The organism is Flavobacteriales bacterium (assembly GCA_016704485.1).
GTDB lineage: Bacteria > Bacteroidota > Bacteroidia > Flavobacteriales_F > PHOS-HE28 > PHOS-HE28.
In genome coordinates, this window is sequence record JADJAA010000001.1 from 35,550 (window position 1) to 54,651 (window position 19,102).

Below are 19,102 nucleotides of genomic sequence, written 5' to 3' on the forward strand. Positions count from 1 at the left end.
TACAAAGTAACCCCGTTTACCTTTACGGCATGTCATTCACTCCTGAACTCGTTGCGAAAGCCAATGCCATGCGCAAGAACTCGTTGGTAGAACTTTTGGGGATGGAATTCATAGCGAGCCCACCTGGGACCTTTGCGGCCAGAATGCCTGTTGACGCCAGAACGCATCAACCAATGGGCCTCCTTCATGGCGGCGCTACTGCCGCGCTTGCAGAGACGGTAGGTAGCATGGGTTCTTCCCTTTTGATCAATATGAAAACCCATGGCGTGGTGGGCATTGAGGTGAATGCGAACCATCTGAAGGGCGTGCGGTCCGGATACGTAACTTGCACCGGAACACTTTTGCATAAAGGACGAACCACACACGTTTGGGATTTTAAAGTGACCAATGATGCGAATGAACTTGTGGCGGTTTGTCGGCTGGTGATCATGATCATTGCGTTGACCAAGAAAACGGAGAAATGAATAGCGGACTACAGGCAGCATTGGCAAATTATCTTGAACGTGGACTCACTTTCGCCTGTTTCCGCAGGCCGGGAAAACCGATCGAACTCTGGGTACAAAGAACCCCGGAACTGGACAGCGTGGACCGATCGCTTCTATATGAATTGAACGAGGTATTCCTATTGGCCCCATTCGAGCTGGACCCGACACGTATTCAATTCATTCGTGCGGATAAAGATCTTGTGATCGTGGACCCGCAGGCCGATTGTGACCTTTTCCCGGAATTTGAAGGCACTCGAACAACCGTAACGGAACCAGGAACGGATGTTGACCAAAGGAACTTCGAATATGCAGTGAGTAATGCGTTGGATGCCATAGACAAAGGACTGCTTGAAAAAGTCGTCATATCCCGGACCGTTACAACACCATTGGACGCTGAGTCCGTTCCTGCTCTTTTTTTAACGTCATTGGATCTTTATTCTCAGGCTTTCGTGGCCTTGGTCCACACCCCTGATCACGGAACATGGATAGGTGCTTCGCCTGAGCGATTCATGAGTGCTTTGGAAGATACCGTTCGCGTTGATGCCATGGCCGCTACGCGTAGAGCGGATGATGCGCCGAATGACCCGGACGAATGGAGCGTAAAAGAGCGGCATGAACAAGCCTTGGTCACTACAGGGATACTCGGCACTATGATCAACCTTGGTCTTCGGGAAACGCATACGTATGGTCCAGAGGTCATCGGTGCAGGCAATTTGGCCCATTTGCGCACAACCATACAAGCGGATCTGGGAGGGCGGTCTCTCGCGGACCTGGTCCTTGCATTACACCCAACAGCCGCAGTATGCGGTACACCTCGTAAAGCAGCACACGAGCACCTACTTTCAATTGAACAACACAAGCGTCAATTGTATAGTGGATTCTGGGGACCTTGGAGTGCTGATGGGGAGACGGAACTCTTTGTTAACCTGCGCTGTATGAAGATCAATAATGGATCGGCTACGCTATTTACTGGCGCTGGTATCGTGAAGAACAGTGACCCAAGGAACGAGTGGGAGGAAACCGCGAACAAAGCACAAACCTGGCTCAAGTTGCTGGAGGCGTTGCCGCGTCCGGTATCTTCGCACGCCGATGCCAACTAGTGACCATTACGCCGCCGCTGAGCTGGCAAGGCTTTGTGCCGAAAAAGGCGTCCGTTATGCAGTGATCAGTCCTGGTTCACGTAGCGCGCCTTTGGTGATCGCATTCAATTCGCGAAAGGAGATCGAATGCCTACAGGTGATCGATGAGCGCAGTGCCGCATTCTTTGCTCTAGGGATGGCCCAACAATTACATGCTCCCGTAGTTTTGATCTGTACTTCTGGAAGCGCTGTACTGAATTATGGACCAGCCATTGCCGAAGCATTCTATCAACGCATTCCACTTTTGGTGATCACCGCGGACCGTCCGGAAGAATGGGTGGACCAAGGTGAAGGACAGGCCATTCGGCAACAAGGCGTATTGGCTCTTCACATGAAGCGCAGCGTGCAACTGCCCCGCATACTTACGGATGAGCTGGCGCGTTGGAATTGTGGAAGGCTCATCAATGAAGCCTTCGACCATACCCTGATCCCGGTTCCGGGTCCTGTGCATGTGAATGTGCCGTTCGCCGAACCGCTGTATGGCACCGTGGATGAGATCGCGCAACCTGCTCGCGTTATCGCACAGATAATGACCGAGAGCTTCGTGCTGCCTGAGCATGCACGTTGGTTGATCAAGCAGATCGCTGCCAAGAAGAAGATCTTGATCCTCGCCGGCCAAGGTGTGTGGAGTGATGGTATGCGAAAGCAATTACAACAACTCGCTGCGCTGCCACAGATCTCCATTCATACCGAAGCGACATCGAACTTGGATGATGATGCATTCATTACCGGCATCGATCGTGTGATCGAAGGAGTTAATGACGAGAACTCGGAAACTCTGAAACCTGAGGTGCTCATCACCTTTGGTGGCGCTATCGTGAGCAAACGAATTAAAACCTTGCTCCGCCAATGGTCTCCGGAACTGCATTGGCATATCGATAACGGACAGCGCCATTTCGATACCTACCAGAGCTTGACCCACGATATCGCAGTTTCACCGGAAGTGTTCTTCGCACAGGTTTCGGATACGGTGCGTTCGATCATGGAGCATTTGAAGATGCCCGTGGATTACACTCCAGAGTGCTACGCCGCGCAGTGGAATGCACTTGATGAAGCCACTACGAAAGTGCACTACCGGATACTTGCCACAGCGCCTTTTTGCGACCTTACCGTTTTCCATGCGTTGATGGAACGGATCCCGAATGGCAGCGATGTACATCTTGCGAACAGCACACCGACCCGTTACGCTCAGCTGTTCGAACGCACCCACAACCATCGCTATTTCAGCAATCGTGGAACCAGCGGAATTGATGGTTGTACCAGCACGGCCGTTGGCGCTGCTTTTGCAACGAAGCATCCAACAACCTTGATCACAGGTGATGTTGCATTCTGCTATGACAGCAATGCGTTCTGGAATGCGAACCTAAGTCCGAGCCTTCGCGTGATCGTGATCGACAATGGAGGTGGAAATATATTCCGCTACATCGAGGGACCGGATCGCGATCCCGCACTTTTGCATTGGTTCGATAGTCCACATCAACGCAAGATCGAAGCGCTCGTAAAGTCATACGATCTACCCTATTATGCTGCGACGGACCATGCGTCGCTTATGACAGGATTGGACGCACTATACGCTGAACACACTAGACCAGGTGTGCTTCACGTGATCACCGATGCCGAACTATCGCCGAAGGTGTTGCGTGACTATTTTTTGAGATTGAGAGGAACTGAAGAGTTGAAGAAGTGAACGACACATCAGAATTAAGAGACGTAAAGGTTTATTAAGTGAACGTAACGAAAATGGCAGAACGCGAGTGGAAGACGATTAAAAAATATACCGATATCCGTTTCGAGTTCTTCGAGGGGATCGGAAAGATCACCATCAACCGACCAGAAGTGTACAATGCATTTCGTCCGGAGACCAATACCGAAATGATCGATGCGATGGAGATCGCGCGCGAGGATCCAGCGATCGGCGTCGTGGTATTCACCGGTGAGGGTGATAAAGCATTCTGCAGTGGTGGCGACCAGAACGTGAAGGGTCGCGGAGGCTACATCGGCACAGATGGTATTCCGCGATTGAATGTATTGGACCTGCACAAGAAGATCAGGGAGATACCAAAGCCGGTGATTGCCATGGTGAACGGTTTTGCAATTGGTGGTGGCCACGTTCTGCATGTCGTTTGCGACCTTACTATCGCCTCTGATAATGCCCGTTTTGGGCAGACCGGTCCGAAGGTTGGCAGCTTTGATGCAGGCTTCGGAAGTAGCTATCTGGCACGTCATGTTGGTCAGAAAAAAGCACGCGAGATCTGGTTCCTCTGCTTACAGTATTCAGCAAAAGAAGCGGAGGATATGGGCATGGTGAACAAGGTTGTTCCGCTTGCGGAATTGGAGGACACCACCGTTGAATGGTGCAGCATCATGATGCAACGGAGCCCGCTTGCTCTGCGCATGATCAAGCGCGGCTTGAACGCTGAACTCGATGGTCAACGTGGCCTGATGGAATTTGCAGGTGACGCAACGTTGATGTACTACCTGATGGACGAAGCACAAGAAGGACGCAACGCTTTTCTCGAGAAACGAACACCGGATTTCCAGAAATTCCAGAAGTTTCCTTGACGATAATAGAACGCTCTCCGGGTCGTGGCCCGGAGTGACATACGCGGAAAGACATGATTGTTATGATCTGAATAGCAGCAGGCAATTGGAGCAATCTGCTATAAATATCCGGAAGCCAAAGTGATCAGTGCAGAAACATGAACGCTTGGATCCATGCTTTTCGATTGCGCACTTTGCCTTTGGCGGTGAGCAGCATTGTTGTGGGGAGTGGTATCGCATTCCATGCGAGTAAAGTGATCAATGGCTACACGTTCAAACCATTCGTTCTTGTGCTGGCGTTGGTTACTGCTGTTCTATTGCAGGTCCTGAGCAACTTGGCCAATGACCTCGGCGATCACCAGCACGGTACGGATAATATTGATCGCGTTGGGCCGCAGCGTGCAGTACAGAGCGGTGCTATTTCGCCTACAGCCATGTTGCGAGCTCTCTGGATCTGTGGCATTTTGGCGTTCGTAAGTGGATTGGCATTGATCGTTTCCGCGTTCGGACTTTCGGCTTCCACCTTGACCTTTTTGATCCTGGGTATTGCAGCGATCGGTGCGGCAGTGCGCTACACGTTCGGCAGTAAACCTTACGGCTATGCTGGCCTTGGTGATGTTAGTGTGTTCCTGTTCTTTGGGATCATCGGTGTTCTTGGAACCGTTTATCTGCATGTACAAGCATTTAGTACGTTACTCCTATTACCAGCGATCGCTTTCGGTATGTTCAGTGTGGGCGTTCTCAATTTGAACAACATGCGCGATATTGAGAACGATGCTAATAGTGGTAAACGAACCATTGTCGTTCGCATGGGTTCTGCTTCAGCCAAGCGCTACCATACCGCGCTGATCATGATCGGAATTGCATGTTTGTTCGCGTTTACTGCACTGACCTATCACTCGCTGTTAGCATGGATCTATGTACCTGTTCTGCTTCTCTTTTTCGTTCATTTAAAGATCGTTGGTGCGAATAAGGAGCCTCGTGCCCTGGATCCACAATTGAAGGTCCTTGCTCTTGGCACCTTCTTTTTGGCACTGGCATTTTCGTTGGGCTTAGTCCTTGACCTATGATCAACGCACGGTGGATAGAACGCACGTTAGAGCCTGCCTTTCCGTTGGGTACATCCAAGGGTACGATCAACGCGCGAACTGTTTGGTATTTGATCGCGTGGCATACTGATCGCCCAGAAATAAAAGGCATTGGCGAGGCTGCACTATTTCCAGGGCACAGTTCAGAAAGCCCGGAACAGGTGCGTACGAAACTTGCCGAACTCTGCGCACGGACGAGTGATTGGGAGCATCGACTGATCACGGATCTTGTTCCCGTTCCGAGTGTTCGTTTCGCAGTGGAACAAGTTCTAAAAGATCTGAAAGTTGGTGATACGAAGCTCATGTTCCCTTCGACCTTCACCATTGGGCAAAGCGGCATACCGATCAATGGCCTGGTCTGGATGGGTGATAAGGACACCATGCGGAAACGCCTTCGCGAACAGATCGAAGGAGGCAACCGTTGCATTAAAATGAAGATCGGAGCTCTTGGGATCGATGACGAACTGGAACTTCTGAAGTCCGTTCGCAAAGAGTTCTCAGCGAGCGATATCGCTTTGCGTGTGGATGCCAATGGCGCTTTCAATGCGCGCAATGCGATAGAGATCTTGCAACAGTTGGCCGATCTGGAAATTGAGAGCATTGAGCAACCGATACCTCCGGGGCAGTACGAAGCCATGTCCGAACTCTGCTCTGCAACTCCCATTCCGATCGCGCTGGACGAAGACCTGATCGGCGTTAACCACCGGGATGCGAAGATCCAGTTATTGGAGTTGGTCAGGCCACAGCATATCGTGATAAAGCCGAGCCTCGTGGGTGGATGGGCAGCGGCCCAAGAATGGATCGATCTTGCTCAAGCGCGTAACATTGGTTGGTGGGTTACCTCGGCGTTGGAAAGTAGCATTGGACTGAATGCTATTGCACAGTGGGTAGCAACGTTGAATGTATCGGTACCACAGGGCTTGGGCACAGGAAAAGTGTATCAGAACAATGTTCCGTCGCCGTTGGAGACCGAAGGCGGCGCGCTGTGGTACAGGCCAGAAAAACAATGGGATCTTAGCCGCTTCGATTTCTAGTACCGAACTTCGCTGCTCATGGCATTCGTGTTCGATAGGCTGCTCTTGGATGGCGAACTGTTGGTAGGGAAAGACCTGATCAACTATGCGGAACTTATGGCCATGGACCCCAACTCAGGTAAATGGGCCGGGCCGATCAGCAACCTATTGATCGAGCTCGCAACATATAAAAGCAGAGCCCTTCAGGCACACACCAGCGGTACCACGGGGTCACCCTCACTGATCCAGATACCTCGTCGGGACTTGGTGGCAAGCGCAAAACTGACAGCCAGAACATTCGACCTTAAGGCAAGTGAACGCGTATTGCTGTGCCTTCCGGGCGAGTTCATCGCAGGAAAGATGATGATCGTGCGTGCGATGGTGCTCGGCTTGGACCTGCATGTGATCGATCCGCGAGGATCCATATTGGAAAAATTAGAAAAGAAAGATCGATTCAAATTCGCGGCAATGGTGCCGTTGCAATTGCATCGTGGCGTTCAGGAGGATCGGGAACGCATTGAACTGCAATTCGGGACCATCCTGCTCGGCGGCGGACCTGTAAGCAACGCGTTGATCGAGGATATTCGCGATCTAGGAACTGCCGTTCATCAGAGCTACGGAAGTACCGAGACAGTTACTCATGTCGCCATCAGGCCATTGAATTCCGCAGCGAACAAGAAAGGACCTGCTGGAATTTCTTCATACGCCGATATGCCGTTTCGTGCGATCGGCAACTGTTCGTTCGAGCGCGATCTCCGCGGTTGTCTCGTAGTGAACACACCGCATCTTTCAGTAAAACAACATGTGACCAATGACATCGTGGAGCTGATCGATGATGGAACGTTCCGATGGCTCGGCAGATGGGATAACGTGATCTTGAGCGGTGGCAAAAAGATCTTCCCGGAACAATTGGAAACACGCACAGCTGGTGTGATCCCCTATCCACATTACTTCACGTCAACTCCGGATGACCAAATGGGACAAGCCGTTTGCCTGGTACTTGAAGCCAACGAACCAGCGGACATTGTGCTTCCCGAGGTTATGGACAAGCTCATGCATGTATTGGATCCGCATGAATTGCCTCGACGTGTGCGCGCTCTACGTTCGTTTGCACGGACGGATAGCGGTAAGGTGATCCGCATTGGAGAACCGGTATGACACAGCTGTTCCTCTTGCTCGTATTCATTTATGGTCTTGCCTTTGTGATCGTGGTCTGGCCAATGCATTGGCTGTGGCACTCACTTACCCAACAGGGCGCATACGATAAACGATTCTATCAACAACGGTCCTACTGGAAAATGTATTTCTGGGTGTTTGGAACGGCGTTGCTGATCACCATGTTGGTGAATATGTGGCAACGCGGTTGATCATACCTATTCGCATAACAAATGGTATTACTTCGAATACAATTGGAGTACAAGATCAGCTCACTTGGATCATTCCACCACTATCCTTTCCCGGATCACAGTGCCGTCCTGAAGTATCAGTTCCAATACATAGAGACCCTGGCTCAGACCGGTTATGTCCATACTTAGACTGTTAGAAAGCCCAGATGATCTAACGACACAACCTTGTCCATCATACAGCATTACCTTTGAACTTGGAAGGTTGAAGCGGATCAGATCATGCGCTGGATTCGGGTATACTGCTGTTCTTGTCATAGCATGCACTGGAGATACACCCACATCACCGCCACTTAGATGCACATCATCCAACCACAGCGCAGTACCTGGATAGGCATACACGTTCGGTGGAGTATTGCCAAGGTGGCCTTCTGTTAGCGTTTTGCTCGTGGAGAAATAGATATGCATTAAGGCTGCATTATCGCTGCTCAAGTAGTTGATCGGCACACTGAACGGAGTGAATGAAGTGGCCTCTTCATGTATATATCCTGTGGAAAAAGCGATGGTATCAAATCGTTGATTAAAGTTTAGCCCTGGAGTCAGGCTATCATAATTCAACAGCATCACACGCACATAAGCGGAGTCTTCACCTTCCTGATGGAATTTATAGTGGAATTCCAACGTTTCTGGACGGCTTAAAATTGAAAATGCATTATCAAATGGAGGGAGAGCATATACACCAGTGTATAAATTCCCTACCGCGAGGTATGCGTTTCCAAGGTCATTCACACAAACGAAGTTCTCTAATTTGACACTGAAATACCCGCTGTAAGCGCTCGAATCTGGCACTGCCAATGCATTAAAAGGGACACAAGAAGGACCTTGATGCCCCCAAAACCAACCTACAGGAGGCAAATAATAACCTATATCGAAGAAGGTGGAATCCCACAATTCAAAACCACCATTTGGAATATCCTGTGCGTAGACACCTATGTTAGAACATAATGCTGATATAATCAGAAATCTTCTTAGCATGGTCATGCTGCTTGTGGATCTGCACACCACACTACTTCATATTGTTCAACGCCTCCTTGTCCAATGGTTCCTCATCATCATTATCCATTCCTTTGATGGTGGTGTAAGACCGCCAACGTTCAATAGCGGCGGTCATATCAGCAGGTAATAGGCTCTCGAAATGCATTCGCTTCTTGGTGAACGGATGATCGATATCCAAGGTACGAGCGTGCAAGGCTTGTCGCGGTAACTCCTTGAAACAGTTCATGACGAACTGCTTGTACTTCGTGAATGTAGTGCCTTTGAGGATCCTATCACCTCCGTAAGCAGAGTCGTTGAACAACGGGTGGCCGGTATACTGCATGTGTACGCGGATCTGGTGGGTACGACCGGTCTCCAATTTGCACTCGATCAATGTCACATACCTGAACCGTTCGATCACCTTCCAACGCGTAAGTGCTGATCTTCCTTGATCACCATCCGGGTAAACGAACTGCACCGTTCGGTCCTTTGGCGACCGACCGATATGACCTTCAATTACACCTTCGTCCTCATCGAAATCACCCCAGACCAATGCATTGTATCTGCGGTCACTCGTGCGATCGAAGAATTGTCGTGCTAGGTGTGTTAGCGCTTCCTCGGTCTTACCAACCACCATTACGCCGCTGGTGTCCTTATCCAAGCGATGCACAAGACCCGGGCGTGGGATCTGCGCGCCCGGTGTGGATGGCAGGTTCTTTCCAAGGTGGAACAAAAGGCCATTCACCAGAGTGCCGGTCCAATTACCGTGGCCGGGATGAACAACTAATCCAGCTTGTTTGTCGAGTACGAGAATGTGATCATCCTCATAGATAATGTTCAACGGAATATCTTCTGGTAATACTTCGGTATCGCGCTGCGGATAAGGCAGTACGATACTGATCTCATCACCGGGCTTTACTTTTTGACTTGGCTTTGCAGCTTTGCCGTTCACCAGCACGTTGCCTTCTTTGGCCGCGACCTGGATCCGATTACGTGATGTGTTCGCTAAGCGATCGAAGAGGTATTTATCCAACCGCAACAGGGATTGACCTGGGTCACAAACAATGCGATGGTGTTCGTAAAGCTCTTGTTCCTCTCCCAAGGCATCGTTCTCGTTCGACATATTCAATGTTGGATAACTGCTCGTCCCATTGCGATCGAACGCCCGTCCTCGTCGTTCACACGGATCACATAGATTCCGTCTGCAAACGCACTTGTTTCGAGCGTACCGTTCACTACATAGCGTTCCTGGTGAACAATTCGGCCCATAGCATCAATGCATTGCACCATTGCATTGGGTCCTGGATCTTCACTTGTTCGAATGGTAATGGTGTTGTTCGCAGGGTTCGGATAGAGTTGAATTTCTTGCTGACCGGTCGTCTCATTAATGCCGATCCATGGATCATAGGTAGCTACCATTACCGGACGCATCATTAATGACCCTGGGATCGTGGACGGCTGAAAAGCTGTTCCGGTCTTGTAGAAAACTTTGTTGCTATTGTCGGTGTTACGATCAAGTCCCAAGTACATCTTGGTGTTATTCGTCTGTACCCATCCGATGTAGATCGTACCATCAACGTATATCGCGGTATCCAAAGGATACTCCACAAAGTAGCCGACCCCATCCTGCCGGTATTCCGGGCTGTCAAATGTGAAATTCTGATGCTGGATCACCTCCGGTGAAATACTCGACCAGACCGTTAGCAGGAACAGACCATCATAGGGTGGCGTATCTCCTGGAGGGTTAGCCGCAGGGTTGAAGTACATGCGGATTGCCCGTAGCGAATCGCCCCCAAGAAGATCGTATTGCAATGCCACCTTCGCTCCAGCGCTAGCTAGACTATACCCCGCTTCTGCCGAACCATCATCATAAGCATAATAGTTACTCAAAACCTGAACGAACGATGTGGTATCGTTGTAACTATTTATATCCGGTGTTGCCATGGTCCAGAATTTCACTTTCCAGAATGCGGCGTCGGTTGAAAGGCTTGTGTCGTATGTGAACATGCTATCGTTCACTCCATGCTGGCTCACGAAACAACTCGATGCATTGTTCATGGTATTGGTTCCGTTAAAAATATTGGTCGCACCTGATCCATCCGTAAGTGAAGCAGTCATTCCAAACGTTATGAAAGCATCATTCACATCCAGGTTGCACTGTTCAACACCAACTGAAGGAACCATGAGCGCGCTCGGTGCTTGGGCATATTTGGTGAATGGTACAGAAGTGTACGTATTCAACAAAGTATTCTCGGGATACTCGTACGCAACATCCACCAAAGTAACATCATTGTACGTACGCTGTGCTCCCAAGCGCATATAATCCAAATGCCAGTGATCGAATGAACCACTCAGCGATCCATAGTTCAGGAAGCGCATTCGGAACCCGTTCTTCAAGAACCGGTCCTGTATGATCGGGATCAGCACTTGTTGAAAATCTGTTATCGCTTCATATTTCTTACGCCATACACGCACCCATACATCTTCATTAGGGGCATAGAATTCGACCGCCAGACTATCTCCGGGCTGAACGACACCATCGCCACTTAGTCCTTGGTTCTGATAGAAGAAGCTCAAGTAGATAGAATCGGCCGGGGAATATTGTAAGTTGATCGGTACCGAGGTCATGTGATCCGCAATACCGTATGCCGTGTATTGTTGGAAATTGTATGGATACCCCGTTCTGGAAAGACCGTCGAAAGTGGCTACGCCGATCGTAGGTGGGTCTACCGGATAAGTATCGTTGATGTACACGTCATCATCTGCCCAAAGGATCAAGGGCGTGGAAACTCCGTTCATTATATAGGTTCCTCCAACAGGTGGAACTGTATAGACCAGTAGGGAATCCTGAACCAATGCCGGCGTCAACTGGAACACCGTATCGTTCGGCGGGCTGGCCAACGTATCGAAGACCGAATAAGGTGGCCATGCCGTGACCATGGTCTCCGTGGGTGGGTATACTTCCAGATCAAGAACAGTGACGATAAAACTTGGTAACGCAATGCGTGTGGTCACCGGGGGATCCTGTGCATCTATCGTGTAGTAGAATGTCGTATCCGTTGCGAAGGTCATATCGAATTCCGAAACACCAGCAACCTCCAATGCATAGATCGTTTGGTCCAAGGTTACTCCGGGATCCGTAGGCGATGCCCATAGTTTTCGGGTCCGATCTATGGAAAAATCGTCCATCAATGGCAACGATTGTGTTTCGAATTGATAATTGAAATGCGTGTGATGCATGGATTTGGCGTACCCCTCCGGTTGTTCCAACGGCCTTGCCGATAAGGGAGATACCACTTCGCCCTGTCCATTAGCGAAAAGCGATAAGGCACTGAGTGCCATTACTACCAGGGTCTTAGTTACTCGCATTGGTACTGTCTTTTGAAATGGAACGATCGGCATCCGGATGCAACCCTGTAGTATCCGCTGTTAGCCAAATATCGATCGTACTTCCTAGTGAGATCATGTTGTTTGCTCCAGCACCTGGGGATTGTCTCCGCACCCTCGCGAACGCAGAATCACCGCCCGTATTGCATCCATCGCATGTTGCGATAACTCCCAAATTCAAACTGGACATGTTCAATACGGCCTGAACTTCAGCATTGGTAAGACCGCGTAGATCCGGCACTGGAACGCGTGAACCATTCTGCCCTTGACCTAACACAAGTGTAATTGCTTCCCCACGACGGATGCGGCTTTCAGGCAGGATCGGCTTGCCTTTATAAACTTGAGCGATAACACAATCCACGCACGGATCCGGACGATATTGCAATTCTTCCACTTTCAACCCGATGATGTCCATGACCGATATTGCTTGCCGTTTGCTCAGATCAACAAGCTTGGGCATATTGATCATTTTGGCCTGACTTGCATTCAATACCAAGTAGATCTTACGGCCTGGCTTAACGTCCAATCCTGCTGCGGGATCCTGGTCCACAACACTTCCTTTAGGCACATCATCCGTATAGATCGAATCGATTACCGATCCAGTTAGGTCCCTCTCCGCCAACATCTTCTGAGCTTCCTCGAAAAAGAGTCCCTTCATATCCGGAACCCGTCGAGCATCATTGTGCTTCGTGTAGTTCCGAAGCCAAAGCCAGCCACCGAACAGGATAATACCTACTGCGAGGAGCGGTAATAGAAATTTGAAAAGTGGATTCCGCAACATGACCAACCTAGCTTATCAACGCAGTATCAGGTCTGCGCAATAAGGCGGCTAAGATAGTTGCGTGGCGTTTGCTCTCCATTCACAACCAGACGTTGACACTTCTTCATTGCGTTATGCACTAGGACCTCATCGGACCCAACCTTTGCTCCATATCGTTGAACATGGCCCGCACAACCCTTCCATTCATTGCCATATTGCGTGGCGGATACACTGGCGAGTCAGTGATCAGTCTACAGAGCGCTGCAACCATGATGGGTGCCTTGGACAGGTCCAGATACGACGCTGCCTTTGTTACCCTTGATCGCACCAAGTGGACCTGTGAAACGTCGGATGGCAACGTTCTGACCTTTGATCGCGGCACTTTCTCCGCGGATCGAGGAAATGGTCTTGAACGTTTCGATGGGGCATTAATTGCGATTCATGGAACGCCTGGCGAGGATGGGAAGCTCCAAGGTTATTTGGACATTATGGCCATTCCGTATCAGACCGGTGGCGTGTTGTGCATGGCACTGACCATGAGCAAATTCAGCACAACGGGTCTTTTGCGGCAATTCGGGTTTCCGGTTGCTCCATCCTTTCTGATCCATGACCAGTATGACGAGACACAAGAACGAATTCTTAAGGATATTGGCCTCCCCTGTTTCGTAAAACCCGATAACAGTGGCAGTAGTCTAGGCATTAGCAAGGTGAAGACCGAAGCTGAACTGGCACCTGCATTGGTTCTGGCATTTGCCGAGGACAGTGCTGTATTATGCGAAGCAATGGTCACCGGCCGTGAACTGACCTGTGGTGTGGTCCGATTGAAAGGAGAAGTAAGAGCGCTGCCGATCTGCGAGATCAAGACCAGTCGCGATTTCTTTGATTATGAAGCCAAATATCACGCGGCTGATACGCAAGAGATAGTGCCTGCGGATATTCCTGAAGACGTAACCCGGACCATCCAGGATCGATCCTCAGCGATCTATGAGGCCTTGAACTGTAAAGGAATGGTACGGGTCGATCATTTTTGGACGGGCACTGAAGTTGTCACCATCGAAGTGAACACAACGCCAGGCTTCAGCCCGGCCAGCATTTTCCCGAAAATGATCCGTGCGGCAGGACTTAGCGTCGAAGAGGTGGTCAATGGGATCGTTGCAGAACTGATCGGTTGATCCTAATTATCCGTGGGTCCACGATACGTTGAACTGACCCAGCTCATCGTCCTTGCTCGTGAAGAAAACGCACCAATTTCCATACGGCATTGCCTCTATGGCTGATCGCATTCTTCTGTTTGGACTCCAGCTCCGCGAACGTAAGGTCGCTCATTTCAGGCAAGAAGATCGGATCATAACCAAAGCCTAAGCTCCCACGTGGAGCCTCCGTGATACGACCTTTTACCTCGCCTATGAATTCATGCTCACCTTCTTTGCTCACTAACGCCATTACAGTTCGGAACCGGGCAGTGCGATCTGATTTGCCGCGAAGTTCCAGAAGTAGCTTGGTCATGTTCGCCTTCGGATCCTTCGCATCACCTGCATAACGCGCCGAATAAACACCTGGCGCACCATTCAGCGCGCTTACCTCCAACCCGGTGTCATCGGCAACGCATGTCAGCCCCGTTCGTTCAAATGCAAAACGCGCTTTCTGTAAGGCGTTCTCTTCCAATGTTCTTCCTGTTTCTGGCAGATCAGTTGGCAACCCCACATCCGTGAGCATCAATAGCTTGAAAGAGGCGGGAAGTAGGTCCTTCAGTTCAACAACCTTTCCGGGATTTCCTGTGCAGATCAACAATTCGGTCATGGCGTGAAGATGAGGTCAAGGACGATCATTGGCAATCAGAACAAGACCGATGGACCTTATTGATGTGCCGATCATTTATGGAAACGCAGCAGCCAACCTCCTTTTTCAAGGTAGAGATATTCGGATGAATGCGCATTGAATTCACTTGCCCATTGCTCCGCCGTACGTCGTTCATCTTCGCGACCACCATCATCAAGGAACACGCCGATCTTCGCACTGAAGTATTCCGCAAGCAACGGAACTGCGGGATAACGGGCCATAGGACGTATCGTATCCGGTGGGCCATCTACTAATAACAGATCTATGGTGCCAGGCAATTCTAGTTTTGAAAGATCATACCATTCATAGGTCTCTCCCTTGCACTCTTGCATGACCAAAGGTGCTAGGACAACCGTTGCATGATCCGACAGACCGTGCGCCGCGATGTTCTGCCGCGTGCGTTCGGCATATTCCGCCTCATGCTCAAGCGCGATGACATTTCCATTACCTAACCTCTTCAGTGCATAAGCAATAACTATGGTTGACGTTCCGCTACTCGCCTCAACGACCAGCTGCGGCTGTTCCTCCAATACATGACCATATACCGCACGCAATAGGTCGGGTGAAGCCGCCCAACCTCGCGTGGAAGGCAACGGAATAAGTGGATCGATGGCCCACGTGAGCCCTAAAATGGATTCGATCTGCAAATACTGAGCGCGACTTTCTTCTAGCGATCGTACGAACAGACCCAATTGATAATGCCGCGATTCCACTAGTAAGTAGGCAAGGAATATTCCTATCAGAACAGGCGGGACGATCAAAGCCACGTTCCCGAACCAATGATAGAGCAACGCGCTGAATGCGAGCACTCCGATCGGTACAAGAACGATGATCGTCACCTGTTTGGATGTAAGCTTTTTCTCCATGCGAAGGTTCAACCCGGGCCTAAAGTAGAATTTCCTTTTCGGCACTGATCAGTACGAAAGAAAATAGGATAGCTCTTAGGGCACGACTCCGAGGCTATTCCAACTAGGTTCCAATGCCGCCTTCGCTTGGAAATGGCCGGTCAATAGCGCAGTAACATCCTATTCTGATCTTTACACACCAGAATTGGATCCTGAAATCTGAGAACCATGATTCGACCCACGTTTCATGGTTGGTAATTCCGGAAAACTTCACAGGATCAAGGCCACCTTTCAATTTTCTTCGCGTCCTTGTGATCGAACGACATTGTTACCCATTGTTATCGTTCATCATAAAGTTGTATAATGGATCAACCTCGATCGTAAATGTCCTCAGTTAAAAGGATCTTAAATTCCATTTATCGCGCTATTCCACTGAAACAGGCACTTTTCAGCCCATTGAGATCTCTTGGAATTGTACCTGAAAGGATATTCAAGCACCTGCATTTCAGTGGTGATTTTACCGTTAGGATCGATCCCGAAGCAAGTTTCAGGATCAGACACTATGGTTATGTGATAGAGAATGAACTGTTCTGGAAAGGTGTTGAAGGATGGGAACCAATATCGATCAGGATCTGGATGTTGTTGAGCAGGTCTTCCAGCGTGATCTTGGATATTGGAGCGAATACAGGCGTCTTTGCGTTAATAGCAAGTGCCGTTTCCCCTAATGCCCTGGTCGTTGCAGTCGAACCAGTTGAACGGATCTATCGCAAACTGAAAACGAATGTCGAATTGAACAAGAACAGGATCAAACCCCTTCTGGCAATTGTTAGCGATCATACTGGTAAAGCAACCATCTACGATCAGCCGTATCAGGAACATGTGTATTCCATTTCTGCGGAACAGGATTGGAATACCTATAATTCAAACCTGATACCGGTCGAACTGGACTCGTTCACGGTGACCGATATTCTAAAGCACTTCGATCAACGGTCCGTGGATCTGTTGAAGATCGATGTTGAAACGCACGAACCGGCCGTGTTACGCGGTTTCGCCGATCTCATCCGAAAAGACCGACCGTCCATGCTGATCGAGATACTGAACGAGAAAGTAGCCTCGGAAGTGTCAGAGATCATCAGCGGTATCGATTATGTATACTTCAATATTGACGACGTGACCTGGCCACCTCGACAAGTGACCTCATTAGCGAAAAGCGAGCATTTGAACTTCTTGATCTGTAAACCCGAAATAGCGCGATCGATCGGGTTAATGGATCCAAGCCGGACCAGTTGATCGCTCAGCGCAATACAACGATCTTTACCACCGCCCATAAAGACAGTATGCCTACCCCCACTAATAAGCGAACTATTTTCCTGTATTCCCTTGAACCATGGGGCGATATGTGGTATTCTAAGCACCACTATGCAGCTTCCCTTGCAAAGAACAATAAGGTCTTTTTCGTTAGCCTACCTGAACGGTGGCAATGGAGCGATCTCTTTTCCTTCAAAGTGAAGGTGCGCGAGGTAAAAGAAGGGTTGAGCGTTGTTGAATACAGGAACAACCTTCCTCTGCGATTCTTACCAAACTGGCTTGCAGACCAGGTTACGCGCTTGAACGCGTTGAAGATCCGAAAACTCGTCCCAGAAGGCGAGGTCATCCATTGGAGCTTTCATCCCACACGTGTGCTGGAGCATAACACGCTTCGAAATGCCAATACCCGCGTGATCTATCATGTTGTGGATCCTTACCAAAGCTTGCGGAATGATAGTTCGTTCGCAAAACGATCGGATCTGGTGGTTGCGATCAATCCTTGGTATCTGGAATATTATCGGAAATTGAATGCGAACTGTTTTTTGTTCCCACATGGGGTCCGTGCGGAGGATCGCATCCATCAAAAACCGGAGAACAGCCTATCCGACCAGTGGGGAAAGTATGCGATCCTTGCAACCGGACTAAGTCAATTCGTGAATTATGATCTGGTGATCAAATGCGCAAAGCGTTATCCTGATCTTCGATTCTTGATACTGGGTCAGTTGTTCCCACTCGAACGGCACCTAGAAGAACTGCGTGATCAACTTTTCGCCTTGACCAACGTAACATACCTGGGTGTAAAGCATCCTAGTGAGTTGAAGGAACTCGTGCATGGAGCAGCCGTGGGGTTGCTGACCTATGGGATCGAACCAACTTCGTCAATTCCTCTAACCGCAGGTAGAACTCCATTGAAGGTGTTGACCTATCTCGCTCAACATTGCCCTGTTGTCTCTACCAATAACAGCTATATCATTCCATTGGAGAACAAGGGGCATTTCAAAGCGGAAACAGAGGAACATTTCGTGGGCCTTATCGGCGATGTATTGGACGGTCGTCTTAATTTGGATAGCGCAGCGGTGGACAGCTACCTTGACTCGGTGGATTACGATAAACTCATAGATGGGATCCTCACTGAGTTATCCCATGTGATCGAACGAAGGGAGACAGAAAAGGCCATATCATCCGCACAACGAAGTTCAGATAGCGCGACAGCATCATTGGATACGCGCACGCTAGTGCCCAAGCATAGCCCGATCCTGATCGTTTCAAATGAAGGCTGGGACGGCCCCAGATACAGCAAGCACCGCTACGCCATTGCACTGAATGCATTCCGTATGGTCTATTTCATCGACCCTTCGGACCATTGGAGGCCTTCTCACTTGTTCATGCCCAGCATTAAGAAACGCGTAACCCCGGAAGGGATAAGTATCCTCTCGTACAGGAATGCTATTCCACTCTTAGGCGGTGCGCTAGGACCACTGAACGACAGGATCATATCCCGAAGGATCCGTAGATATTTGAGGCGAGAAGGTGAACAAGATCCCGTTTTTTGGACCTTCGACCCGAGCAGACTTTCAGCTCCGGATCATATTGGTGCCTATTTGTCCATCTATCATTGTGCGGATGACCACGCATTCAAATGGCGTGGAGAACGAATGCTCGCGAAGGATTGTGACCATGTGTTCTGTATTGCACGCGACCTGATGCCGCGTTTCAAAAAATTCAACGCATCGGTCCATCATGTTCCGCACGGTCTTGCCGAAAGCGACATGGCAACCGGTACAGCTCATGAACATTCCGAAGTCTCACAAACCGGCTATGGGCTTTATATTGGTAACATCAATGACCGGCACGATTTCGTACTGTGGGAGAAGCTGATCAAGAAGCATACGGATATAACGTGGATGATCGTGGGACCCGTGAAGGTTTCCAACAAGACCGGTCTGGAGATCATTAGCGGCAAATACCCGAATGTGGTACTGAAACCTTTAGTATCCTATTCAAAACTTAAGGACCTGATCGCAAATGCTGCTTTCGGATTCCTGTATATGAAACGCGACCACCCGGCAAACCGTATATCCAGCCAGAAAGCGATCCAATTCCTTGCACAGGGAAAGCCATTCTTCTGTAGCTGGTTCTCTGAATATGCGGACCATAAAGGACTTGTGAACATGACCGATGATCACGCATCCGCGTTAGCGCAATTCGCGGAATGGAAAGCGAACGGCGAAGCACCTTCCGCGAAGGAGCAAAGACTTGAGTTTGCCCGGGCACAACGATTCAAGAACATCCTCGACAACCTACCTTTCAGGTTTTGAA

At 49.7% G+C, this 19,102-nt stretch carries 17 protein-coding genes; 11 read left to right on the forward strand and 6 right to left on the reverse strand.

What is annotated here, in order from left to right; translation table 11 throughout:
• Window positions 1-68: 68 nt before the first annotated feature.
• The 8 genes from IPF95_00140 to IPF95_00175 all read left to right on the forward strand — a co-directional run bounded on the left by IPF95_00140 (window position 69) and on the right by IPF95_00175 (window position 7,633).
• The gene (locus IPF95_00140; protein ID MBK6473103.1) at window positions 69-464 is read left to right on the forward strand and encodes a PaaI family thioesterase; all 396 of its coding nucleotides are present in this window, start codon (window positions 69-71) and stop codon (window positions 462-464) included.
• Window positions 461-1,585, forward strand: a complete 1,125-nt coding sequence (locus IPF95_00145) for a chorismate-binding protein (protein MBK6473104.1) — start codon at window positions 461-463, stop codon at window positions 1,583-1,585. Before IPF95_00140 ends, IPF95_00145 begins: the two co-directional genes overlap by 4 nt.
• Window positions 1,575-3,311, forward strand: a complete 1,737-nt coding sequence (gene menD / locus IPF95_00150) for a 2-succinyl-5-enolpyruvyl-6-hydroxy-3-cyclohexene-1-carboxylic-acid synthase (protein MBK6473105.1) — start codon at window positions 1,575-1,577, stop codon at window positions 3,309-3,311. The genes IPF95_00145 and menD overlap by 11 nt, the downstream gene beginning before the upstream one ends.
• Window positions 3,312-3,364: 53 nt before the next feature.
• On the forward strand, window positions 3,365-4,186 hold the full coding sequence (menB, locus tag IPF95_00155; protein ID MBK6473106.1) for a 1,4-dihydroxy-2-naphthoyl-CoA synthase: 822 nt from the start codon (window positions 3,365-3,367) through the stop codon (window positions 4,184-4,186).
• Window positions 4,187-4,323: 137 nt separating this feature from the next.
• Window positions 4,324-5,235: a 1,4-dihydroxy-2-naphthoate polyprenyltransferase gene (locus tag IPF95_00160; protein ID MBK6473107.1), complete on the forward strand. Its 912-nt coding sequence runs from the start codon at window positions 4,324-4,326 to the stop codon at window positions 5,233-5,235.
• Window positions 5,232-6,287, forward strand: a complete 1,056-nt coding sequence (locus IPF95_00165; protein MBK6473108.1) for an o-succinylbenzoate synthase — start codon at window positions 5,232-5,234, stop codon at window positions 6,285-6,287. The genes IPF95_00160 and IPF95_00165 overlap by 4 nt, the downstream gene beginning before the upstream one ends.
• 18 nt (window positions 6,288-6,305) lie before the next feature.
• Window positions 6,306-7,424 carry an AMP-binding protein gene (locus tag IPF95_00170; GenBank protein ID MBK6473109.1) on the forward strand — a complete coding sequence of 373 codons (1,119 nt, stop codon included), beginning with the start codon at window positions 6,306-6,308 and terminating at the stop codon, window positions 7,422-7,424.
• On the forward strand, window positions 7,421-7,633 hold the full coding sequence (locus IPF95_00175; protein MBK6473110.1) for a hypothetical protein: 213 nt from the start codon (window positions 7,421-7,423) through the stop codon (window positions 7,631-7,633). Before IPF95_00170 ends, IPF95_00175 begins: the two co-directional genes overlap by 4 nt.
• Window positions 7,634-7,702: 69 nt before the next feature.
• Here the strand turns inward: IPF95_00175 and IPF95_00180 are convergent, their stop codons facing one another.
• The 4 genes from IPF95_00180 to IPF95_00195 all read right to left on the reverse strand — a co-directional run bounded on the left by IPF95_00180 (window position 7,703) and on the right by IPF95_00195 (window position 12,812).
• Window positions 7,703-8,458 carry a T9SS type A sorting domain-containing protein gene (locus tag IPF95_00180; protein MBK6473111.1) on the reverse strand — a complete coding sequence of 252 codons (756 nt, stop codon included), beginning with the start codon at window positions 8,456-8,458 and terminating at the stop codon, window positions 7,703-7,705.
• A gap of 217 nt (window positions 8,459-8,675) precedes the next feature.
• The gene (locus IPF95_00185; GenBank protein MBK6473112.1) at window positions 8,676-9,767 is read right to left on the reverse strand and encodes an RluA family pseudouridine synthase; all 1,092 of its coding nucleotides are present in this window, start codon (window positions 9,765-9,767) and stop codon (window positions 8,676-8,678) included.
• 2 nt (window positions 9,768-9,769) lie between these two features.
• The gene (locus IPF95_00190) at window positions 9,770-12,013 is read right to left on the reverse strand and encodes a T9SS type A sorting domain-containing protein (GenBank protein ID MBK6473113.1); all 2,244 of its coding nucleotides are present in this window, start codon (window positions 12,011-12,013) and stop codon (window positions 9,770-9,772) included.
• A complete protein-coding gene (locus tag IPF95_00195) occupies window positions 12,000-12,812 on the reverse strand; it encodes a PASTA domain-containing protein (protein ID MBK6473114.1) in 813 nt (270 codons plus the stop codon). The genes IPF95_00190 and IPF95_00195 overlap by 14 nt, the downstream gene beginning before the upstream one ends.
• Window positions 12,813-12,973: 161 nt before the next feature.
• Here IPF95_00195 and IPF95_00200 point away from each other — a divergent pair, with 161 nt between their 5' ends.
• The gene (locus tag IPF95_00200; protein MBK6473115.1) at window positions 12,974-13,963 is read left to right on the forward strand and encodes a D-alanine--D-alanine ligase; all 990 of its coding nucleotides are present in this window, start codon (window positions 12,974-12,976) and stop codon (window positions 13,961-13,963) included.
• A 43-nt stretch (window positions 13,964-14,006) separates the two neighbouring features.
• On the opposite strand, the gene rdgB is transcribed toward IPF95_00200, so the two are convergent.
• Window positions 14,007-14,591: an RdgB/HAM1 family non-canonical purine NTP pyrophosphatase gene (gene rdgB / locus IPF95_00205; GenBank protein MBK6473116.1), complete on the reverse strand. Its 585-nt coding sequence runs from the start codon at window positions 14,589-14,591 to the stop codon at window positions 14,007-14,009.
• A gap of 71 nt (window positions 14,592-14,662) precedes the next feature.
• Complete coding sequence (locus IPF95_00210; protein ID MBK6473117.1) at window positions 14,663-15,496, reverse strand: class I SAM-dependent methyltransferase; 834 nt, start codon at window positions 15,494-15,496, stop codon at window positions 14,663-14,665.
• Window positions 15,497-15,859: 363 nt separating this feature from the next.
• On the opposite strand from IPF95_00210, the gene IPF95_00215 reads away from it, so the two are divergent.
• Both IPF95_00215 and IPF95_00220 read left to right on the forward strand, forming a co-directional pair.
• Window positions 15,860-16,765, forward strand: a complete 906-nt coding sequence (locus IPF95_00215) for an FkbM family methyltransferase (protein ID MBK6473118.1) — start codon at window positions 15,860-15,862, stop codon at window positions 16,763-16,765.
• Between the two features lie 47 nt (window positions 16,766-16,812).
• Entirely contained in the window at window positions 16,813-19,101 is a 2,289-nt protein-coding gene (locus tag IPF95_00220; GenBank protein MBK6473119.1) for a hypothetical protein, read from the forward strand.
• The last annotated feature ends 1 nt before the right edge of the window (window position 19,102 follow it).

Excerpts from the sequence above, each read along its gene's own strand:
- IPF95_00185 (MBK6473112.1), bottom strand. The coding sequence starts at position 9,767 with ATGTCGAACGAGAACGATGCCTTGGGAGAGGAACAAGAGCTTTACGAA.
- IPF95_00160 (MBK6473107.1), top strand. The coding sequence starts at position 4,324 with ATGAACGCTTGGATCCATGCTTTTCGATTGCGCACTTTGCCTTTGGCG.
- IPF95_00215 (MBK6473118.1), top strand. The coding sequence starts at position 15,860 with ATGTCCTCAGTTAAAAGGATCTTAAATTCCATTTATCGCGCTATTCCA.
- menB (MBK6473106.1), top strand. The coding sequence starts at position 3,365 with ATGGCAGAACGCGAGTGGAAGACGATTAAAAAATATACCGATATCCGT.
- IPF95_00170 (MBK6473109.1), top strand. The coding sequence starts at position 6,306 with ATGGCATTCGTGTTCGATAGGCTGCTCTTGGATGGCGAACTGTTGGTA.
- IPF95_00140 (MBK6473103.1), top strand. The coding sequence starts at position 69 with ATGCGCAAGAACTCGTTGGTAGAACTTTTGGGGATGGAATTCATAGCG.
- IPF95_00190 (MBK6473113.1), bottom strand. The coding sequence starts at position 12,013 with ATGCGAGTAACTAAGACCCTGGTAGTAATGGCACTCAGTGCCTTATCG.
- IPF95_00220 (MBK6473119.1), top strand. The coding sequence starts at position 16,813 with ATGCCTACCCCCACTAATAAGCGAACTATTTTCCTGTATTCCCTTGAA.
- IPF95_00210 (MBK6473117.1), bottom strand. The coding sequence starts at position 15,496 with ATGGAGAAAAAGCTTACATCCAAACAGGTGACGATCATCGTTCTTGTA.
- IPF95_00200 (MBK6473115.1), top strand. The coding sequence starts at position 12,974 with ATGGCCCGCACAACCCTTCCATTCATTGCCATATTGCGTGGCGGATAC.
- IPF95_00145 (MBK6473104.1), top strand. The coding sequence starts at position 461 with ATGAATAGCGGACTACAGGCAGCATTGGCAAATTATCTTGAACGTGGA.
- rdgB (MBK6473116.1), bottom strand. The coding sequence starts at position 14,591 with ATGACCGAATTGTTGATCTGCACAGGAAATCCCGGAAAGGTTGTTGAA.
- menD (MBK6473105.1), top strand. The coding sequence starts at position 1,575 with ATGCCAACTAGTGACCATTACGCCGCCGCTGAGCTGGCAAGGCTTTGT.
- IPF95_00175 (MBK6473110.1), top strand. The coding sequence starts at position 7,421 with ATGACACAGCTGTTCCTCTTGCTCGTATTCATTTATGGTCTTGCCTTT.
- IPF95_00165 (MBK6473108.1), top strand. The coding sequence starts at position 5,232 with ATGATCAACGCACGGTGGATAGAACGCACGTTAGAGCCTGCCTTTCCG.
- IPF95_00195 (MBK6473114.1), bottom strand. The coding sequence starts at position 12,812 with ATGTTGCGGAATCCACTTTTCAAATTTCTATTACCGCTCCTCGCAGTA.